The following is a 17022-nucleotide window of genomic DNA, read 5'->3' on the forward strand; positions in this document are numbered from 1 at the left end:
AGCGGTCTTCGCCGCCTTGGTTAGAGCCAGAGGGCTCCTCCGATCAATCCAGACTACATGAAGCAGTCAGGAATATCCAACCCAGCCGAGCATGAGGGGTGTTGTCGCGGCCTCAGAAAAAATGGCGACAGGCTCAGCCGTGGATAGAGGCTCGCCGTCCATGGCATCAAGATTCAGCGTCGAGTTGGGGATGTGAGGTGAGGGTGTTTTCGTGTTATAGCTAGATCTTAAGAATGCTGAGCGACCCGATGCTGCGTAGCAACCCGTGGGAGTTACCTTTGATGTCTGATTTGACTGGTCAACTGCGGCCGAAAAATCAATAAAAAAACCGGCGAAAAGAGTCTCCGTCCACAGCGGGACAATTCCACTCAACCCGCTGAACCTAGTGCGCCAGCCGATGGACCTTATTTTCAAGAAATCCACCCACGACGAAATGTCGTAAGTGCGTTCTCCTTGCGGACTGGCGTGTGTCAGCGAGGCTGATGACTCATGGGTTGCGGGATATTGAGTAATAACTTCACTCTCCAGCCTGAGATAAGCAAAGTTGGCCTCTGCACTGGCGGCCGATGGGCCGAAAATCCCTCCCCCACCCGGCGGGATGCCTACGGGCGGAAAGGCGGCAGGGAACCAAAGATATTCTTTGCCGTCGTGGATAGTCATAACCGCCACGACCTTAAAAATGGAAATTTGAGGAGTGAAAGTGGGAGAGTTATTGATAATGAAAACGCTCGATCGATCGTAGCTCGGAATAAGCAGAGTATTGCTCGAAAAACTCTTGGGCGCTGGCTGCACCGCTTCTGTGACCTTCGCGTATATCCCGACAGTAGCCTCGAACTCTCCTGGCCCCGGGTTGTAGCCAGCATATTTTTCAAAGTATGGATCGACCTTAGGCGGATCGCCTGGTGGAGTTTGGCTGTCTAAAACCGAGAACGGTTGACTCTGACCCAAATAGACAACACTCTCTTTGGATTCCGGTTCTAAGATCGCAGACGCTTTATGCGGAGGAACTCCTGGCCCAGAAAAGTCGCATGAGTAGACTGCTCCTGGATGCCCCTCATTACCCGGGAAAAAATCGCGCGCAGGCTGACCGGAGAACCGCAAACCATCATTTGAGTAGATGTCTTGATAAAAAACTTGCTCAATACCGCCGTCATCATAGAAGACGAACACCGGAGCGCGACTGGGAGCCATTTCCGTCGCAACCACTTCACCAAGCGCGAGCTCGCCGAAAGAGAACTCGTCGTCACGGCTAAAATTCTTTCCCAGCATCTCAGGCTCATCGGAACCGAAAAACATTCGAGTCCCATCGCAATAACGCGACTCGACATTCCCATCCGCATCATGATACCCAGAATACTTTCGGATTCCGTAACCCTTTCCACTGTCTTGGAGCATGATGGTGGCAGCCGTAGGTCCATCCTCTGACGTGGAGATTGCGATCCTAAATCGAAAAGACGCAGGGGCGGTGCCAATTAACCCAATAGCAACATTCTGACACTCGGAGCCGTCCGGGTTGAAGGCCCACCCAATGTGATCCCGCATCGGTTCCTTTGTATAAAAATCCGAGAGATCTTCGGCCGAGGCCAAGCGAAGCACGGCTCCGCTCATGAGAGCCTCATTCAATTTCTCCGCAGACGATGGGAATGATGTAAAGCCCGGCAGGAACCCGAGCGAATTTTGGACCGCGCTCTCCGTTGCTTTCGGCTTGACCCCTTTGGAAAGAGGGAACTTCATAGCGAGGACGCCATTATCGGCAGAGACCTCAATCAGCCACGGCCTGCTCATTATGTCAAAATGAACTCCATGTGTTTTATTCCACTTCCAGCTCCATGGAATCGGTTTGTTTGCGCCAAGTGCAACCGACACGACCTTCTCCATCGCACCGGTGAACATTGTTGACCGCAACGTAGTAGCCTGTGCATAAGGAGTGAACTGGAGATCGGCAGGTCGATAATTCAGCTTCACCGTTTCAATCCACGCTCGCTTATCGGGGTCGGCCTGAATCGATCCCGGGTAAAAGCGCCTGAACTTGCGAGGAGTTGGAGGGTCGGTGGGCAGGCTGAGAGTGCCAATATTCACAAGCCCGGAGGACACCTCCAAGCCATTGCTGTCGATCTTGATGCGATCGACGCTCGGGCTGACATGAACCTCAATCGTCGTGTCCTGGTCTGGCTGAATGATTTGCGTGCGCGTGTGCAGTGGGCTAGCGCTCGCTTTCAACGCCCGGAAGCGTTGCATTGCGAGCGTGAGCCACTGCTCTCCACCGTTGATGATGGGCTTCGGGACGCGCATAGAATGCTTACTGCCGAGGGAAAGTGATGAGCAGCTCTTGAATGAAGCCGGGCTGGCCCATCACGATGTTTTGCGTCGACAGCTTGACTTCGCCGCCAGCCGAAGCCACCGAGCCGTCGAAGCGGGGCAAAGTCGTCGACACGCCACCGTTGTCCGCGGCATTGCCCATGAAGCGAATCCAACCGGCCGTGCCCTCGGCCACCGGCGTGAACTTCCACGTATCCGTCGACTTCGAGACGCTGGCGTTGACCGGGTCCGTGTAGGTCAAACCGTTCGTCGGCGAGCCCGCAGTGAATGGCAGACCATCTTTCGTCAAGATCGCCAGCAGTGGCCCAGTCGGAGCGGCGTCCGCGGTGGCCGGTTGAGCGCCGCCGTAGATGTAAGCGACGCCGGATTGCATTGCTCCTTTGAAGCCGGTCTCGCCCACGATCGCGTTGACCAAGCCGGTGGACATTTTGAATGACATGTTGATTCCCGTTTGTTGTTATTGTTTTTGGGTTCTCTTGCTGCTCACCGGCCGCGCCACGCATTCCACGGCGATCCGCCTGGTTGCAACGACACGACGTAACGCTTGTCGCCATCTCGCTCGACGAATCCACCGCCCGCGGAAAGCCCTGGCGGGAAGCTCACTTGGGGCGACAGCAGCTCGTATGGCATCGCGCGAGCCGGCCCGCGACAAGTCAAGAATACCGCGTTGCCACCGTCATCCGCAACTGCGTTTTGCCCGTCGATGGTGCCATAGTTTGCGAGCTCGGTGAGCGTGTCGCCATCGGCCCCGGATTGGTATGCGTAGATCTTGTTCCCGTCTTGCCAGTCCGTCCCGACGATGAGCGCTCCATCAGTCTCGACGAGCTGATTGATCCGGCCTTGAACAGTGACGACGCAATCCGCCCACAGATCGAAGAGGTGGAATTGCAGTGGCTTGGAACGCCACACCACCGACACGCCGTCGGCCGGCGAGAACATCGACGCGTAAAGGCATCCCCGCCAGAATGCGATCTCCTCCGCCCCATCGGGCAGGCAAGACAGCGCGAACGTCCGCAACTCCACGCCCAGCCTGGTGGCCGGCAGGGACCACGTCGCGGCGGGGCCGGCCCCCTCGAAAGCAAGCTGGAAGACCGTCGAATTGGCGGGGGCGACGTAGACGCACGAGAGAGCCCCCTGCGCCTGCGGGATCTCGCTGAAGATGAGCGAGCCGCCTTGGGGGACGTCGATCTCGACGACATCGCCGGAGCCCGTCTCACGCCCATCCGGCAGCAGGAACGTGCAGCAAGCGCGGTAAAGCCCGGCGTCCAGCGATCCGGAGCCCACCCCCACGCGAGGCGGCGGCGGAGTGTCAAATTTCAGCGGCAGCACGGCGCCACCCGCGATGACGCCGGCATCCACACCGTTGTTGAAGAAGACCTGCTTGTTGATCTCGGCCCAACGCATCGGCGCCGTCGAAAGCCCATCAACGAGCGGCCGGAATGCGCCGGAGGCGGCATCTCGTTCTTCAAGCACGCCGCCACGCACGACGAACATGCGCTCCGCCCCCTTGGTGCCATACGCCCCACTGAAAGCACCGGCGGAGACTTGGACAAGTCCCTCCCGAGTCGAAAGACGTCCGGCGTTCGTGATGTTCAAGTTGACCGCGCTGGTCAGCCACGAGTTGCCCAACTCAAGCGGATCGCTCGTGTTGTTGAGCCCCTTGAACGTCGTGAGTATTTTCTTTGCCATGAGCCCGCCCGATTACCAGTTCACGCGGGTCTGATGCCGACGCGAGAGCGACTTCGAGACGCGAGCGGCGACGTTAACGCTCGGACCAAACTCCCGCTCAAACGCCTGCTCGTGGCGGACGGCGTCGCCTTGCCGCTCGACTTCGAGATCTTCCTTCTCCTTGAGGAGCTTCATCGCCCAAAGCAGAAGCTTCCGGTGAATCGATCCGGTATCGTCCGGAACCTCACACTCGGCTTGATCGTCAGCCATCGCCGCGGGGTAGCGGCACCCTTCAAATTTGACCTGGTATTCCTTGTTTGGCGCCTTATCGAAATGAAGACGCCCATCGTCGCCCCGGAACCATTCGCACGGCTTGCCAACCGACGGAGTGACGCAGCGGCGGCGCTCAACGTCTTCCTTGGTGGTTTTGGGGATTTCACGGCCGCTCACCAGCACCCGGTCGATGCGGTAAAACAGGCGGCTGATGGCATAGCCGTCGACCCCAGCCACGGTATTGAACGTCGTCGTTGGGGTGTCTTTCTCGAAGATGAGATTGCAACGATACGCGGCTTCGCATTGAGCATCCTGAATCGCGTCCTCCAATTCTTCGTCTTGCCAGAGGTAGTCGAGGACTTCGTCTTGCAGTTTGCGCCGCAAGTATGCCTTCATTTCACCACGATTCATCATGCCTCCAAAAAACTAGGGCCGCCGCAGCGGCCCTGCTTCGATCACTCCGCGGCTTCGTCCGGCGGGAGCTTCTCGACGTCTTGCTGGACCAAGTTCCACGCCTGGATCATCTCAGTGCGCGGCACGTTGTAGCCAGCTTTCTTCACCAAGCGGCGAAGGTCCGGCAGGCCGGAGGCCGTGAAGTCGCCCTCCTGCGGGTTGCGGATCATGCTCAGCAGGATCTCTTTGAGCTCTTCGACGGGGTCGAGCTCCTCGAATTCCTCTTCGCGCTGGATTTGGAATCCCTCGGCGGCGCAGCCTTTTTGCAGGGCCATGGTCCAGAAGCGTTGATGAAGATCGCTCCCTTCGGGCTTTACGTAAGCGATGTGAACGCCAGTGCTGTCATGAACCTGCACCGGAAAATCGGTCGGCGAGTAAAACCGCTTCGTGCTGATGCTCGCTTTTTTTTCTCCGCTCATGCTCTTCTCCTGGTTGATTGAAAGGGCGGGCGAACCCGCCCTCTCGTGAGGCTATCAACCGTGGGTGAAGTCGGCAATGCCCTTGCCGATGTAGTGGACTTCGAGGCGGAAAGATCCGCTGGACGGCGCGGCACCGGTTCCGGTCCACGTCACGCGCACCGAGCCATCGGCGCCGGTCACGAAGCCCGTGGGGGCCAGAGCGGTGCGGCCGGCCGCGGCGATCGAGGTGGCGCCGAGATAGCGATTCGCCACAGCGGCATCGCCCACGACCAGCGAATCGGAAGTAGCCGAGTTGAAGGGAGCGGTAACAACCAGCGCGCCGCCGGTGATGATGCTGTTCGGGGGAAGCTTGATCGCCAATTGCGACTGGCCCGACAAGCCGGACAAGTTGGCTGCCGAGACTTCCAAGACGGCGACCTTCAAGAATTGACGCCCGGATTTTGGAGTGATTGCCATGATTTATTCCTGTTTGATTGAGTGCTGTTGATCTCTTCGACATTGGCCCCCGGTTTCCCGGGGGCTCTCTCCGGTTAAGGAGCGATGTAGTGGTCGATGACCATCGAGCCGAAGTCCTGCACCGTGCCGTTGTCGAAGTCCGACTTGAACTGCGGCTTCACGAACCCGAACATCAGCGCGAGGGAGATCATCGACTTGTTGTCGTGGTCTTTCTTGCCCTCGAACCAGATGCCCTTGTCCCACAAGTCGGCCATCCCGAGAGCTTGAGCACCCAAGAGCAACGAGCGGGTGCCGTTGACGTTGCCGTTCGAGCCCCACCTCGAGCCGTTGGCGGCGCCGCTGGTGTGGAAAACGCGCAGACTGGTGGCGATCACCAAACCGTCCATGGTCACGACAGCGCCGGTGAAGATCGGGTTGTTTTCGCTGCGGGGCAATGCGTTTTGCAGCGCGTTCTTGAAGTCCGCGTCCTTCTGCAACTGCGCGAAGGCCTTCGGGTGGCACAAGAACAAGTGGTAGCCACGCCCGCCGGCCATGAATGGCTTGATGCCGCGGCTGACCGCTTCGGCCTTGGCATCCACCAAGACTTTGTAGCTCAGCACCGATGCTTGGGCGATGCCGCTGGTGTCGCCGGCAACGAAGTTGCCGTTGCCGTCAACGATGAAGTGGCGACCCGAGCTCGGGGGAGTGACCAAGTCAGCGAACTGCAACGACAAGAGTTGGTCTTGGTCCGACAGCGCGCGGGGCGAACCGTCCATTTTGAGGCTGTAGCTGATGCCGGACACCGTCGAGATCATCAACTGATCGACGATGTTTGCGCGCCAGCGAGCCAGCTTCTCTTTCGACTGCACGCGGAAGTTGATCACGGACTTTTGGTTGTCCATGCGGCCCTTCGACGAGGTGCCGTGGCGCAGCTGGTCGATCTGGATCTCGCACCAGGACGAATCAAGCGCCTCTTCGCGGCCTTCGAGCTGATTGTCGCCGGTGACGCCGGACTGTTGCAAGTCAGCGACCAGAGCGAAGCCGGCGCGGTCGCCTTTTTCGGTTTCGGTCAGTTCGGTCACGAGCATGACGATGCTGTTCTCGTCCGTGCCGGTGTATTTCATGAGCTCGGAATGCTCGAAGAACGAGTTGACGACTGCTTTTGCCCAGACTTTCTTGGCCTGCGGTTGCAGTTCGCCCAATGCGGAGTAAGACATGGATGTCTCCAGTGGATTTGAGATTGTTTTTGTTGTTTGGCGCACGGCCACCGGCATTTGTTGTCCGCCGCTTGCCTGCGGCTCAAATCGACTGTTCTGGCTAGGCCAAGGGAGCGACCCTCGCGGTTTGATTTCGCTGTCCGCACAGCGATGACATGGGTTAGAGAGACCAAGACTCTTCAAAACGTAAGCCCAGCTTATCGCCGGGCTTATATGAAATCAAGCGCTTACGCAAACGCGCTTCGAGGCATTTCAGAGGTTCGCAAGCAGGTCGTTGAGCTGATCTTTCGACATCTTGCGCATGTCCGAAACAGACAGATTCGCGACATCTTTGGTTGCCGGCGCTGCGCGGTTGCCCAACCCAACTTCGGTCGTGTTGGGCGGTTGCTTGGAGGCGGCGTCAACAGCGCGTTTGATGTGCGCCTGCGAGACCGGCGCTCCTGCTTTCTTCGACGGCTTGGCGTCATCCTCGGAGGTCTTCGACGGTTTCACTTTCGAGAACTTCGACATCGACATCACGAGCTCGACGGCCTCGCTCAATGCCTCGGATGCGGGAGATCCTGCCTTATTGAAGCGACGGGCATACTTGTCTACCTCGTCGATGGCCTCGCGGTTGGCATCTTCCGAGTCCGCATCCAGCTCCGGATACTGCTTGAGCGAATCGCGAACCACTGCTTTGAAGCGAGCCTCTTCTGCGGCGGCTTCCCGAGCGGCTTCGCGCTCAGCCATCATCCGCTCCATGCGCGCGACGGCTTTGGCCTCGGCCGACTTCTCCGCCTCAACCCGAATTTGCTTTTGCAGCTTCGCCGCCTCGCGGGGGTTATTCTCCGACAGAAGCAGAGCCACTTGCTCTTCTGCCGCCTCGAAATCGAACTCCGGTTCCGCCGACTTCGCCGACGCCTTCTTCAATGCGTCCAACTCCGCGGCCAATGCGTCGGCTCGCGCTTGGGCTTCTGCCTTTTCGCGGCGCTCGCGATTGCGCTCCTCGGTGATCTCTCGCACGCGCCACTCGGGAATCCGGTTGCCGCCCTTGCGCTTCGCTTCCTTGGGGGCGGGCTCGCCCTCATCTTCCTCGTCGGCCTCGGCGGCCTTCGACTTCGGCTCTGCATCCGCTTCGCCCTCGTCATCCTCGTCGTCCTGGTCTTCATTCTCGTCGTCGACGTTGGCCGCGGCCGGCGCTTTCTTCGCGGGCTTGGCCGGGGGAGCGTCATCCTCGCCGTTTTCGTCTTCAGTTTCCCCGCCGTCGTCAAAGCCTTCGCCCGAGTCGACCATGCCGATCATTTCGCGCTCTTCCTTGCTCAAACTGTCGAGGAATTGTTGTTGAGTGCTCATCGCTTCTCCTTGTTTTTATTGTGCGCGGAGCTCCGCCCCACTCCCACAGAGTTACCTTACGCTGTCGGCGCGCAGGGTTTCAATGCCGCCGTTCATGCCGTTCGTCGGCGACTCAGGGTTTGCTCCGGGTTGGGGCTGAGCCGTGGTCTGATTGAACGATCCGATCGAGGGCTGAACACCGGGCCCGACCTCGGCCGCCGCCGCAGACATCGCGCCGCCCTGGTAAGCGGGCACGATCGGGCCGGAGTCGCGGTCGACGAAGCCTGCCGAGCCAAGGAGCTTGTCAGAGAGCGGCGAAGCCTCCGGAGCCCCGATGATGACTTGCGACGTCTGAGCCGCGGTGAACATCGTCTCCACGCCAGTCTTGACGGTAGCTGCCTGAACCTGCTCCGCCTGCGCGCGCAGCAACGCAGCCTTGGCTTCAAGCGTCGGGTCCGCGGGTGGCTGCTGCTGGCCTTGGGCCGCCATGCGAGCCATGATTTCGCCTTTATCCGAGAGCATCGAGTATTTGACCGGCACTTCTGGCGGCAGAGGCACGCCGGCGCCGATCAGCTCCATGGCCTGCTCGAACTGCGACTGCCCGAACGTCACTGTCGTTGGCTGCTCGTTGAGCGCGATGTCGTAATCGCCCGCCGACAGATCGTTGAACGTCGTCCCGTCGCCCGCCGGCTGATTGAGTGCGATCTCTTCATAGTTCGCACCGCTGATCGCGTCCTGTTCAGTGATACGCATGACCATCGGATGCGTGTAGAAGCGCTGAATGATCGAGATAATCCGCCGGCCGACCATTTGTTGTGTGCGAGCGAGGTTGTCCAGCGGAAGAGCGAGCTGCTGCTGCGCCGCAAACTGCCGGGTTTGCAGTGCGATGCCGGACACCTCAACGCCCTCGCCGCCGGTTCCCCGCGCGACTTCGGGAATCGTGCTGTCAGTCAGAGCCCCCTTCGACAGCGAGATCATTTCCGAAATCCCTTGCGGGACAGGGTTTGGCAACGTCTTCTTCGGCGGCGTCGCGCCCTTCGCATACTCGACCACACGACCGTTCCTAGCGCCGGTAGCCTCGAACTCTTCCATTGTCATGTTCGTGATCGAGCCCTGCTCCACTTCCCAGCCGCTGTTCGACGCACTGTTGATCGTGTGAAGAAACTGCACCACCGCTTTGTTGAGCGCGACCTGAGGCCCAATCGCATTCTCAACCATGCCCATCGTCAAACCGCGGCGGAAGTTGAAGAAGAACGGGACGATCGTGAAGTGATCGTAAAGACTGTATTCATTGAACAGAACCGTAGACATCGTCGTTACGGTCCAGCGGATTCGACGCATCACTCGACGCGTCAACGTGGCGCCGGCCTGCACCAATTCCGCAAGCTTCTCCGCCGGCAGGCCCTCCACCACGCGCACGTCGTTCTCGTTGAAGACAGCGCACAGGCAAAGCTCGCGGACAAAGTATTGGCGGTCGATCACGCGGTAACGTCGGGTCGAATCATCGTCGACGAATTCGGACTCAAACGAGAAGTAGCTGTTTGACGTGCCGAAGCGATTGCGCCGCGCCGACGAATCGCCTTCGCCAAAGTCCAAATTCTGCTCGCCCTTGGCTTCCAGCTTCACTCGCTTCGCCACCTTGTCGCCGAAGATCTGGCCGATCTCCGCGATGGTCATCCAGCGCAGAACGTGAACGTCGGCCCAGTCGTCAGGGTCGTAAGACTTCGCATCGGGATCAGGAATGACGTCCATCGGATCGGGCACCGAGATCTTGAGCCGGCCCATGACCGAGCTGCTGTAATCCATGCGGAGGTCGAAGAAACCGCGCCCTTGGATCTCGCCGTCGAAGAAAACCGACGTTTTCAAACGCTGATAGTCGTTCAGCGTCATGATCTGCTTGATCACTTTCGACATGATCTCCGCAGTGTTAGAGTCCGACTCGCCGCCGACAGGGACCGCCGCCATCTCCAATCGGCTGTTGATTTGGTAGCCCGCTACCGAATCGACCGCTGGCTTAATCCCATTGAATTCGACAGTCGGGAGCCCCTGCTCTTCCATGAATTCGCGGTCTCCCTCCGACCACTGACCGCCAGCCCCTCGATACATCTCTTCGCAATGCTTCGCGACCCGGCAGTATGCGTCATGCCCGCGAGCCTTGACATGCTCATAACGAGCCCACTGGTCACGCGCTGTTTGAATGTCAGCAACGGACGACTCGTCAACGTCTTCGCCCTTCTCGATGTCCTCGAAGATGTCGTATCCCTTCGCCATGTCTTCCCCTGTTTTTATTTTTCTTTTGGGTCGGCTCGTCACCAGCCGGAGGTTCCGCGACGCCTAGTTGATTGCAGTCCCTTGCGCCACTCCGGAACCTTCTCGACATCCGCAGCAAAGAATCGCCTCATCATGAGCGCGTAGCGCATGGCAGAGATAGCGTCGTCATTTTCTTTGACGATGAGCCCCTTCAGTCTGTGATACTGCCGCATCTCTTGCAAGAGGCTCTGACACGTTTTGAAGATTTTGAGCTTACCCGTCGAGAGCATCTCGATGATCTCCATGACCCCCGCCTCCAAGCTATTCCCACCCTCTTCGTGCGAGACCTGTTCGTGCCACATCTTCATGCCGCGGTCGCCATACTGCTTGGCAAGCGGGAGGAGTGAACCTTTATCCCGCTGCAGGCCGTCGTGGGGCCAGAACCAGCGCAGCTCTTTACCCCAGTCTTTCACCGACTCAGCGATCATCATTGGCGTTTGGTCTTTTTTCACATGCTCGTCGACGACGTAATACGTGTCCGAGTCGGTATCGTGAACCACCTTGATGCAAGCGGTCGGGTGTGAGACGCCGAAGTCAATGCCCGCCCCGCGCCGCCAGTGCTTGGGGATCTCGAAAGGATCAACGGTATAGCTCTCCTCGGCCATGTTGATCACAAGCCCCTCGCCGAACTGCGGCACGCCATACATGCGCGCGTTGCGTTCATGCTGCGGATATTTCGACATCATCTTTTCGATGTCTTCTTCCGTGTAATGCAAAACATCCTTCACCCCCATCTGAATGAAGGCACATGTTGGCGCGGTCGGCGTCGGGTAAAAGCGCTTCACGACCTCCGAAATACCATGCAGAGGCGTGAACGTGATCATGATCTTGCCGCGGGTCGCGTTCGTCCGAGTGATGCCTTCCATGTAGACGTCCCATGGGGGTTCTTCATCGAACCAGACCAGGTCGACGGTGTCCGCTTGCCACTTCTCTTGCCCCTGCTCGTATGAGAGAAGCTTCAAGACCGAATAGCCGCCCGAGACGTGCTTGACCAAGATGCTGTCGATAGCGTGCTTGACGCCGGTCTTCATCGTGATGTCGCCGAAGCACTCGAACGGAATCGCCCCGGTGCCCCATTCTTTGCGAACCTCGGGCTTGCCGATCAACATCCGCTGCACGCCTTTGCGAGTCAGCTCGCCGGTGACAGAGCCAGCGAGGGCCACAATCGGCTTTTTAAAGCGATGCCCCGGCCAGTCGTCCGGATAACGCCCCGTCAAGTGGATCGCCATCTCGTAAGCGCCTGCTAGCGTTTTTCCGATTTGGTTTCCGCCAAGCAACATCGATTCGTCGTAGGTCTTGAGTGACGAATGGAATTCGATCTGCTTGGGATACGGCCGGTATTCCGCCAGCTTGTTTCGATTGCGGCGGGTGTCCAGCTCGACGATGTATTGATAGAGCTGTGCTTTCACGTCGTCGGGCTGCGACATGATCCACGCCTGAACTTCATCGTCGACGAGCTGCATCTGCATCTCAGGCCCCCGGCTTCTTCAAACCAAGCTTCGCGGCGATGTGTGTCGGGATTGCTGGCATGTGGACCTTTGCTTGCTCGGGCTGCTCGCGGACGAAGCGCTCGGCGACCGGGTCGAGCTGGTCGGCCTGCATCTCTTCTTTCGTGCGTCCCCCACGCCGCGGAGGGTCCAACTCGTTGAGCGCCTTGGCTTTTTCGATGAGCTCGTGTTTCGTCGGCAGCTCGGGGGCCGGCTCCGGCTTCTTCGGCGCAACCTGGTCCACGAGAGATGCGGACGCCGGCGCGGTGGCTTTGAGCAGCCCGGGCAAGTCGACTTTGCCGAGCAAGCCCGCCAAGCTCTTGTCGAGCTCCTCGCCGGTGAGTGGCTTCGACGTGTCGGCTTTGTTCGCCCCGATGAGGCCTTTGAGCTCGCACTTCAAGCGAATCGCCCCAAGCATCGCCGTCGGGTGCTCGCAAGTCTTCGCGAGCGACATCGCTTCATTGATCTCGTGCAGCGCGTCCTTGACCTCGTATTCGATCTCCGTCGCGACCTTGGATGCGTATGCCGCTTTGTAGAATTCAATGCGAGCGTGGACGTTCGGCTTGTTCGCGAGCCGGGAGCCGTTCGCCTTCGTCTGCGCGCCTTTGGATTCGTGCCCGTATGCGATCGCATACGCAGACGATTGATTCTCGCCGCGCGCTACGAGCCGAGCGAAGTTCTCTTCGCGCTCGTTGAGCGGCGAGTTAGCGGTGATCGCCATTTCTTCTCCGAGAAATTTCTGCGCCCCATGGATGGGGTCTGGTGCAACTCAGGCTATCAAACGACGAGCGGTTCGCAAGCTTTTGATGCGCATGTCAACGCGTGCGGTGGTTGTGTATGTCGCGCTGTGATTATTCCGATCCCGTTTGCCGATCAATCGTCGTCAAACGGCACCGGCTCGATGCCTGCGGCGCCGCGGCCGGGGGCCTTTCGAGAGAGCTTCACGAACCCGGCTCCGTCGTCGAACTCGTCGCCATCGAAGAGACCAAGTTGAGATACGCGAACATGGACGCGGGGCGATGGGCTGTAAAGCTTGCGCTGCGATCCGGCGACAACCTGCGCGTCGTCTTTGTATGCGACGCCATTCATCGCATCCATCTGGAGCTTGGCGGCATTATCTATATCCGGTTTAACAGTGCACCACATCGTCTCCGCCGACGCGAGCTGTCGTTTCCAGTCAGGCCAGCTTTGCGGAATGGGGTAGAAAAGATCGATGTCGACACTGATTGGGCCTTCCAACGCATCCCAGAGCCCGGCCTTGGACATCGCATCGGAGCAGGCCATGGCGACAGCTTCTTCCTCGTCCTTCGTCTCTTGCGGCGTGTAAGCCCTGCCACGCGACAGCCTTGGCCGTTGCTTCCCAAAAGGCGGACGGTGAAGAGTGAACTCGAACGATGCCACTTCGCCACTCCCAAAAAAACAGGGCTGCCGAAGCAGCCCTTTGCATCACGAAGCGCACCAACGAGGAGTGAGAGAGAGAGCAGTTGCGCTTCGTAGTTCGACGCTGTTCTTCGGCGCGTCTTGAATTCAAGTTATCAAGCCGGGATCTCGAAAGCAACGCATCAGGCATCAATTTCGCAGGCAGGCGCCGGACGGTAGTCGGCGGGCAGGAGCGGTGCCGGGACGCGGAGCCGCGCTGCGCGCGAAAGGCACTCTTGGACCGGGCCGCTGCGCGTCCACGTCGCGGCGATCGGCTGCGCCTCACCGCCGGAAAACCTTGGGGCGGGCTGGAGCTGGCCCGACTTTTGGCCTGGTGAAGTGGCGTGAAGCCCTGGTAAAGCACGTCGAGCATTCATCGCTCACAAAAAAACCGCCGCGGTCAACATGAAACGTTTCACCCCTCCGACACCCGCTTGCACGCATGTGAAACGTTTCACGTCGTTTCTGAAACGTTTCACATGGCCATTTTGGTGGTCGCCGTGTTCAGGTTTGCCGGCGAAGCCGTCCGACGACCCGTCGGGGCGTCGTTGTTTCGCTGTTTTCCCTGTGGTGCAGTTGCTTTTCGATGACTGCGGTTTTTGGTTTTTCCTTATACGCGTGCGCGCTTGCGCGCGGACGCGTGCGCGCCGGCGTGGCGCGTCGCCACGCGCGCGCAGCGGGCGCACCCGGTTTTTGTTTTTGTATTTAGGTTTTAAGGTCTTAAGGCTTTTGATTTTAGAGATTGTTAAGAGAGTCGGCCTCACGCGCACACGAGGAGGCCAAGGGCGGGCTGGAGCAGGACGAACTGACGACGAAGTCGGAATCCCAAAAAAACGGCGCCGCCGCTCGCCGGCCGGTCCGCCCCTGCGCTTTCGCCGGCCGCCTCATCGCGAGATGATGAACCGGAGAGAGCAGCACCCGCCCAAGGAGACCGCCATGCCAACGTCCGCATCCCCCCGCCGCCCCCGCCCAGCTCAGAAGGTCGGCTTCATCCGCTTGGAGAGCTACGGCTTCAAGTCGTCCAGGGGCCGCCGCACCATCCCGGGAGTCATCAACGAGATGACCCGCCGGCCCTCGGCGATTCCGCACGTTTCCGCACCCATCGCAGAAATACCCCTTTTTTGCCCTTTCGGACCACCTTCCGGTGCCATCCACCTAATTCGCCAAAAAATCGTCGAATTCGATAGCCTGAGCCCCCAAAGGTTGCGGAAAGATGCCCAATTGCTGGTGGCGGGTGTCGCAAGCTATCCGGTGGAGAGCGCGGAGATGCTCGAAAGTCCCGCGGAGTGGCGCGCGTTCGGCGACTTCTGCGAATACACCGTGAGCTTTCTCCGCGAAGAGTTCGGCGAGCGCGTCCACTCGGTCGTTGCTCACATCGCTGACGAGCGCTTCCCGCACATCCATTTCATGCTGCTGCCTTACGCGGTGCCGGAGAATGGCGGGAAGCTCGGGATTGGAGCGAACCACCCCGGCAAGCACGCAGACGACCGTGGCCCGAACCGGCGCCAAAAATACAAAGCCGCGATGAAAGCCTTCCTCGATCGCTTCCACGAGCGCGTCGGCAAGCTCATGGGCTGGGCTCGCATCGGTGCCGAGCCGCGGCAGCGCAATCCCAATCGCAAGCAATACCTATGGTTCCGTGATCTTTGGGAGAAGCTGACGAGCACCGGCGAGTCCGCTGCGCACGCCAACCGGCCCGACGATCTCGACGATCTCGACCTGGTCGGACCGCCCGCGCTCGCCCCGACGCCGGCTCCATCCCCTTCCCTGGTGCAGCCCGAGGAGCCGACGCCAGCCGCCGAAATCGAAGACATGCAACGCGATGGAAACGCAGAAGAAACGCTCAAGAAACAACGTGAAACGTTTCACTTGCCCGAAAAAAGGTCCACTTCCCCAATGAGACGCCGTTTTTGATCTTGCCGGTTTTGCTCCCGTTTTGATCTCAAACGCTTCCCGGTTTGCTCCGAAAACCGATCGCCGCCCATGCCATGAATCGTGCCGCCCGTCCAGAAAAAATGCTCTCGGGCACGCTTTCCGCTGGACAACGGACGGGCTCGGCTGTTTATTGAAGAGCGAGAGAGCAAACCAACGGGAGCAAGCATCATGTCGAAAAAGTCGGACCATTTCCCCCTCCGGGTCAGCCGCGGCATCGCCACCAGCGACGAATACGCTGAATTGACGGACCGCGAGCGTTCGGTGTTTTGGACCGCCGCCGCGCTGTCGTTCGAGCCGCTCACGTTCAAGCGCCTCGCACGCACGATGAACTCGAAGATCGTCGACGTTGTCGGCCGGCTCGTCGACCAAGGATTTCTCGAAATCGAAGCCGAGGAGATCCGGCTCGCCGCCCGCTGGGCGAAGGTCGACATGAGCACTGACCGCGTCAACGCATGCCGCGAACGCAAACGGGCCGCCAAGGCCTCGACTACGATTGCCGCCCCAATCCCCCAGCCAGCCCCCGATCTCGCCGTGGCGGCCCCGCAAATCGCTTCCCAGCCGTCTTCGGTGCCACAAGCCCAGTCCGCCCCAATCAAGATCCCCGAGAGCCGCATTCCCACCTTCCCGCCGGCCGAGAACTTTGAAGACGCGATGCCATACACCGACGACTGGGATGACTCCGACTTTGGTATTGATCTTGGCGGGCTCGCAGCCACCAGCGCATTTGACCTAGCCCCGGTCGACCCCGCCCCCATCGAAGCCGCTCCGGTGGTCGCCGAGCAGGCTCCCGCCCTGGTTGAACCCACCGCTGTCGCCGTGCCGACGAAGGCCGCTCGCAAACGTGAGAAGGCCATGTCCGAGGCGGACCAAGTCGCCAACATTGAGCTCCCTCCCTTCATCCCTCGTGAACTCTACCTCGGATTCGTCGAAAGCCGGATTCGGATGGGAAAACCCCTCACGCTGCTTGCTGCCAAGCTTTTTATCGGCGAGTGCACCCGAGCTCACGAAGACAAGCACGACGTCGCCGCCCTGATCACGAAAGCGGTGATCGGCGGATGGCAGAGCATCTTCATCCCCGAGCGCCGCAGCGGCTACGCCGACAAGGCCACGGCTCAGCAAGCTGAGCGCAAGCGCACCGGCGGCGTCGCCCTTTGACCGCCTGTCGCCTATATGACCATCTGTCCGTCTTGAACATGGCTAAGTGTTGACCATGGGCAACGACGGTGATTTAGTGAATACGTGGGGCAGCGACCTCACCCGGAAAGAGAGAGCCGGCCAACAACAACGAGGAGAACGACATGGGATTCAAAGCAAACTTCGACAGCAACAAGCCATCCCCAGCAGTGCAAGCTCAGATCGACGCTGCACCTGGTGCGGTGAAAACCGCAGCGGCGTTGGAGAACCTCAAAGCGGTGGCCCCTGGTGTGATGACGGCGTCTGAGTTGGCGCGCAAGCAGGCTGCCCAAGCCGCGGCAAAGTCTGAATACGCCCCGGAGCCTTCGGCGCCTGCAGCTCCCGCCAAGATTGATCCCGCTACCGTCTCCAAAGCCGACATGGTCGCCGCGATGCAAAACATGATCGCTCACATGAAAGCCGCCGAGCGTCGCATCAAGTCGCTCGAAGAGCGTGTCGAGCGAAGCGAAAAGAAAGCCGCTCAGTGGGAAGAGGCGTTCGACGAAGTCTCGATGGCGGCATACAACCAAGCCCGCCAAATCGCCGCGCTGCGCACGAAGTTCGGCAAGCTGACCGAAACCGACTTCGACGACTAAACCCGGA

16 protein-coding genes are annotated in these 17022 nt (G+C 59.6%); 3 read left to right on the forward strand and 13 right to left on the reverse strand.

The window, feature by feature from the left end; all coding sequences use genetic code 11:
* Positions 1 to 66 precede the first annotated feature (66 nt).
* The 13 genes from KY496_RS11825 to KY496_RS11885 all read right to left on the reverse strand — a co-directional run bounded on the left by KY496_RS11825 (position 67) and on the right by KY496_RS11885 (position 14075).
* A complete protein-coding gene (locus KY496_RS11825; RefSeq protein ID WP_219864850.1) occupies positions 67 to 2292 on the reverse strand; it encodes a hypothetical protein in 2226 nt (741 codons plus the stop codon).
* Positions 2293 to 2299: 7 nt separating this feature from the next.
* Positions 2300 to 2758, reverse strand: coding sequence for a hypothetical protein (locus KY496_RS11830; protein ID WP_219864851.1), 459 nt, complete (start codon positions 2756 to 2758; stop codon positions 2300 to 2302).
* Positions 2759 to 2802: 44 nt separating this feature from the next.
* Complete coding sequence (locus tag KY496_RS11835; RefSeq protein ID WP_219864852.1) at positions 2803 to 4008, reverse strand: hypothetical protein; 1206 nt, start codon at positions 4006 to 4008, stop codon at positions 2803 to 2805.
* 12 nt (positions 4009 to 4020) lie between these two features.
* A complete protein-coding gene (locus tag KY496_RS11840; RefSeq protein WP_219864853.1) occupies positions 4021 to 4674 on the reverse strand; it encodes a hypothetical protein in 654 nt (217 codons plus the stop codon).
* A 41-nt stretch (positions 4675 to 4715) separates the two neighbouring features.
* Positions 4716 to 5132, reverse strand: coding sequence for a hypothetical protein (locus tag KY496_RS11845; RefSeq protein ID WP_219864854.1), 417 nt, complete (start codon positions 5130 to 5132; stop codon positions 4716 to 4718).
* Between the two features lie 54 nt (positions 5133 to 5186).
* The gene (locus KY496_RS11850; protein ID WP_219864855.1) at positions 5187 to 5588 is read right to left on the reverse strand and encodes a hypothetical protein; all 402 of its coding nucleotides are present in this window, start codon (positions 5586 to 5588) and stop codon (positions 5187 to 5189) included.
* Positions 5589 to 5662: 74 nt separating this feature from the next.
* Positions 5663 to 6784 carry a N4-gp56 family major capsid protein gene (locus tag KY496_RS11855; RefSeq protein WP_219864856.1) on the reverse strand — a complete coding sequence of 374 codons (1122 nt, stop codon included), beginning with the start codon at positions 6782 to 6784 and terminating at the stop codon, positions 5663 to 5665.
* Positions 6785 to 7036: 252 nt separating this feature from the next.
* Entirely contained in the window at positions 7037 to 8116 is a 1080-nt protein-coding gene (locus KY496_RS11860) for a hypothetical protein (protein ID WP_219864857.1), read from the reverse strand.
* 51 nt (positions 8117 to 8167) lie between these two features.
* Positions 8168 to 10366, reverse strand: a complete 2199-nt coding sequence (locus KY496_RS11865; RefSeq protein WP_219864858.1) for a genomic island protein — start codon at positions 10364 to 10366, stop codon at positions 8168 to 8170.
* A gap of 38 nt (positions 10367 to 10404) precedes the next feature.
* Positions 10405 to 11868, reverse strand: a complete 1464-nt coding sequence (locus KY496_RS11870; RefSeq protein WP_219864859.1) for a terminase large subunit domain-containing protein — start codon at positions 11866 to 11868, stop codon at positions 10405 to 10407.
* Positions 11869 to 11875: 7 nt separating this feature from the next.
* The gene (locus tag KY496_RS11875; protein WP_219864860.1) at positions 11876 to 12613 is read right to left on the reverse strand and encodes a hypothetical protein; all 738 of its coding nucleotides are present in this window, start codon (positions 12611 to 12613) and stop codon (positions 11876 to 11878) included.
* A gap of 152 nt (positions 12614 to 12765) precedes the next feature.
* A complete protein-coding gene (locus KY496_RS11880) occupies positions 12766 to 13293 on the reverse strand; it encodes a RusA family crossover junction endodeoxyribonuclease (protein WP_219864861.1) in 528 nt (175 codons plus the stop codon).
* A 398-nt stretch (positions 13294 to 13691) separates the two neighbouring features.
* A complete protein-coding gene (locus KY496_RS11885) occupies positions 13692 to 14075 on the reverse strand; it encodes a hypothetical protein (protein WP_219864862.1) in 384 nt (127 codons plus the stop codon).
* A gap of 172 nt (positions 14076 to 14247) precedes the next feature.
* On the opposite strand from KY496_RS11885, the gene KY496_RS11890 reads away from it, so the two are divergent.
* The 3 genes from KY496_RS11890 (at position 14248) to KY496_RS11900 (ending at position 17015) form a co-directional block, all read left to right on the forward strand.
* Positions 14248 to 15225 (forward strand): plasmid recombination protein, encoded by a 978-nt coding sequence (locus KY496_RS11890; protein WP_219864863.1) that lies wholly within the window; start codon positions 14248 to 14250, stop codon positions 15223 to 15225.
* A 189-nt stretch (positions 15226 to 15414) separates the two neighbouring features.
* Complete coding sequence (locus KY496_RS11895) at positions 15415 to 16401, forward strand: hypothetical protein (protein ID WP_219864864.1); 987 nt, start codon at positions 15415 to 15417, stop codon at positions 16399 to 16401.
* A gap of 143 nt (positions 16402 to 16544) precedes the next feature.
* Positions 16545 to 17015: a hypothetical protein gene (locus tag KY496_RS11900; RefSeq protein ID WP_219864865.1), complete on the forward strand. Its 471-nt coding sequence runs from the start codon at positions 16545 to 16547 to the stop codon at positions 17013 to 17015.
* Positions 17016 to 17022 lie beyond the last annotated feature (7 nt).

Origin of the sequence: Massilia sp. NP310 (assembly GCF_019443485.1) — a bacterium.
GTDB classification, from domain to species: domain Bacteria; phylum Pseudomonadota; class Gammaproteobacteria; order Burkholderiales; family Burkholderiaceae_D; genus Telluria; species Telluria timonae.

Bases quoted from the DNA above. Each gene is read 5' to 3' on its own strand.
- KY496_RS11895 (WP_219864864.1), top strand. From the start codon at position 15,415: ATGTCGAAAAAGTCGGACCATTTCCCCCTCCGGGTCAGCCGCGGCATC.
- KY496_RS11855 (WP_219864856.1), bottom strand. From the start codon at position 6,784: ATGTCTTACTCCGCATTGGGCGAACTGCAACCGCAGGCCAAGAAAGTC.
- KY496_RS11865 (WP_219864858.1), bottom strand. From the start codon at position 10,366: ATGGCGAAGGGATACGACATCTTCGAGGACATCGAGAAGGGCGAAGAC.
- KY496_RS11890 (WP_219864863.1), top strand. From the start codon at position 14,248: ATGCCAACGTCCGCATCCCCCCGCCGCCCCCGCCCAGCTCAGAAGGTC.
- KY496_RS11830 (WP_219864851.1), bottom strand. From the start codon at position 2,758: ATGTCATTCAAAATGTCCACCGGCTTGGTCAACGCGATCGTGGGCGAG.
- KY496_RS11860 (WP_219864857.1), bottom strand. From the start codon at position 8,116: ATGAGCACTCAACAACAATTCCTCGACAGTTTGAGCAAGGAAGAGCGC.
- KY496_RS11900 (WP_219864865.1), top strand. From the start codon at position 16,545: ATGGGATTCAAAGCAAACTTCGACAGCAACAAGCCATCCCCAGCAGTG.
- KY496_RS11845 (WP_219864854.1), bottom strand. From the start codon at position 5,132: ATGAGCGGAGAAAAAAAAGCGAGCATCAGCACGAAGCGGTTTTACTCG.
- KY496_RS11835 (WP_219864852.1), bottom strand. From the start codon at position 4,008: ATGGCAAAGAAAATACTCACGACGTTCAAGGGGCTCAACAACACGAGC.
- KY496_RS11825 (WP_219864850.1), bottom strand. From the start codon at position 2,292: ATGCGCGTCCCGAAGCCCATCATCAACGGTGGAGAGCAGTGGCTCACG.
- KY496_RS11840 (WP_219864853.1), bottom strand. From the start codon at position 4,674: ATGATGAATCGTGGTGAAATGAAGGCATACTTGCGGCGCAAACTGCAA.
- KY496_RS11870 (WP_219864859.1), bottom strand. From the start codon at position 11,868: ATGCAGCTCGTCGACGATGAAGTTCAGGCGTGGATCATGTCGCAGCCC.
- KY496_RS11875 (WP_219864860.1), bottom strand. From the start codon at position 12,613: ATGGCGATCACCGCTAACTCGCCGCTCAACGAGCGCGAAGAGAACTTC.
- KY496_RS11850 (WP_219864855.1), bottom strand. From the start codon at position 5,588: ATGGCAATCACTCCAAAATCCGGGCGTCAATTCTTGAAGGTCGCCGTC.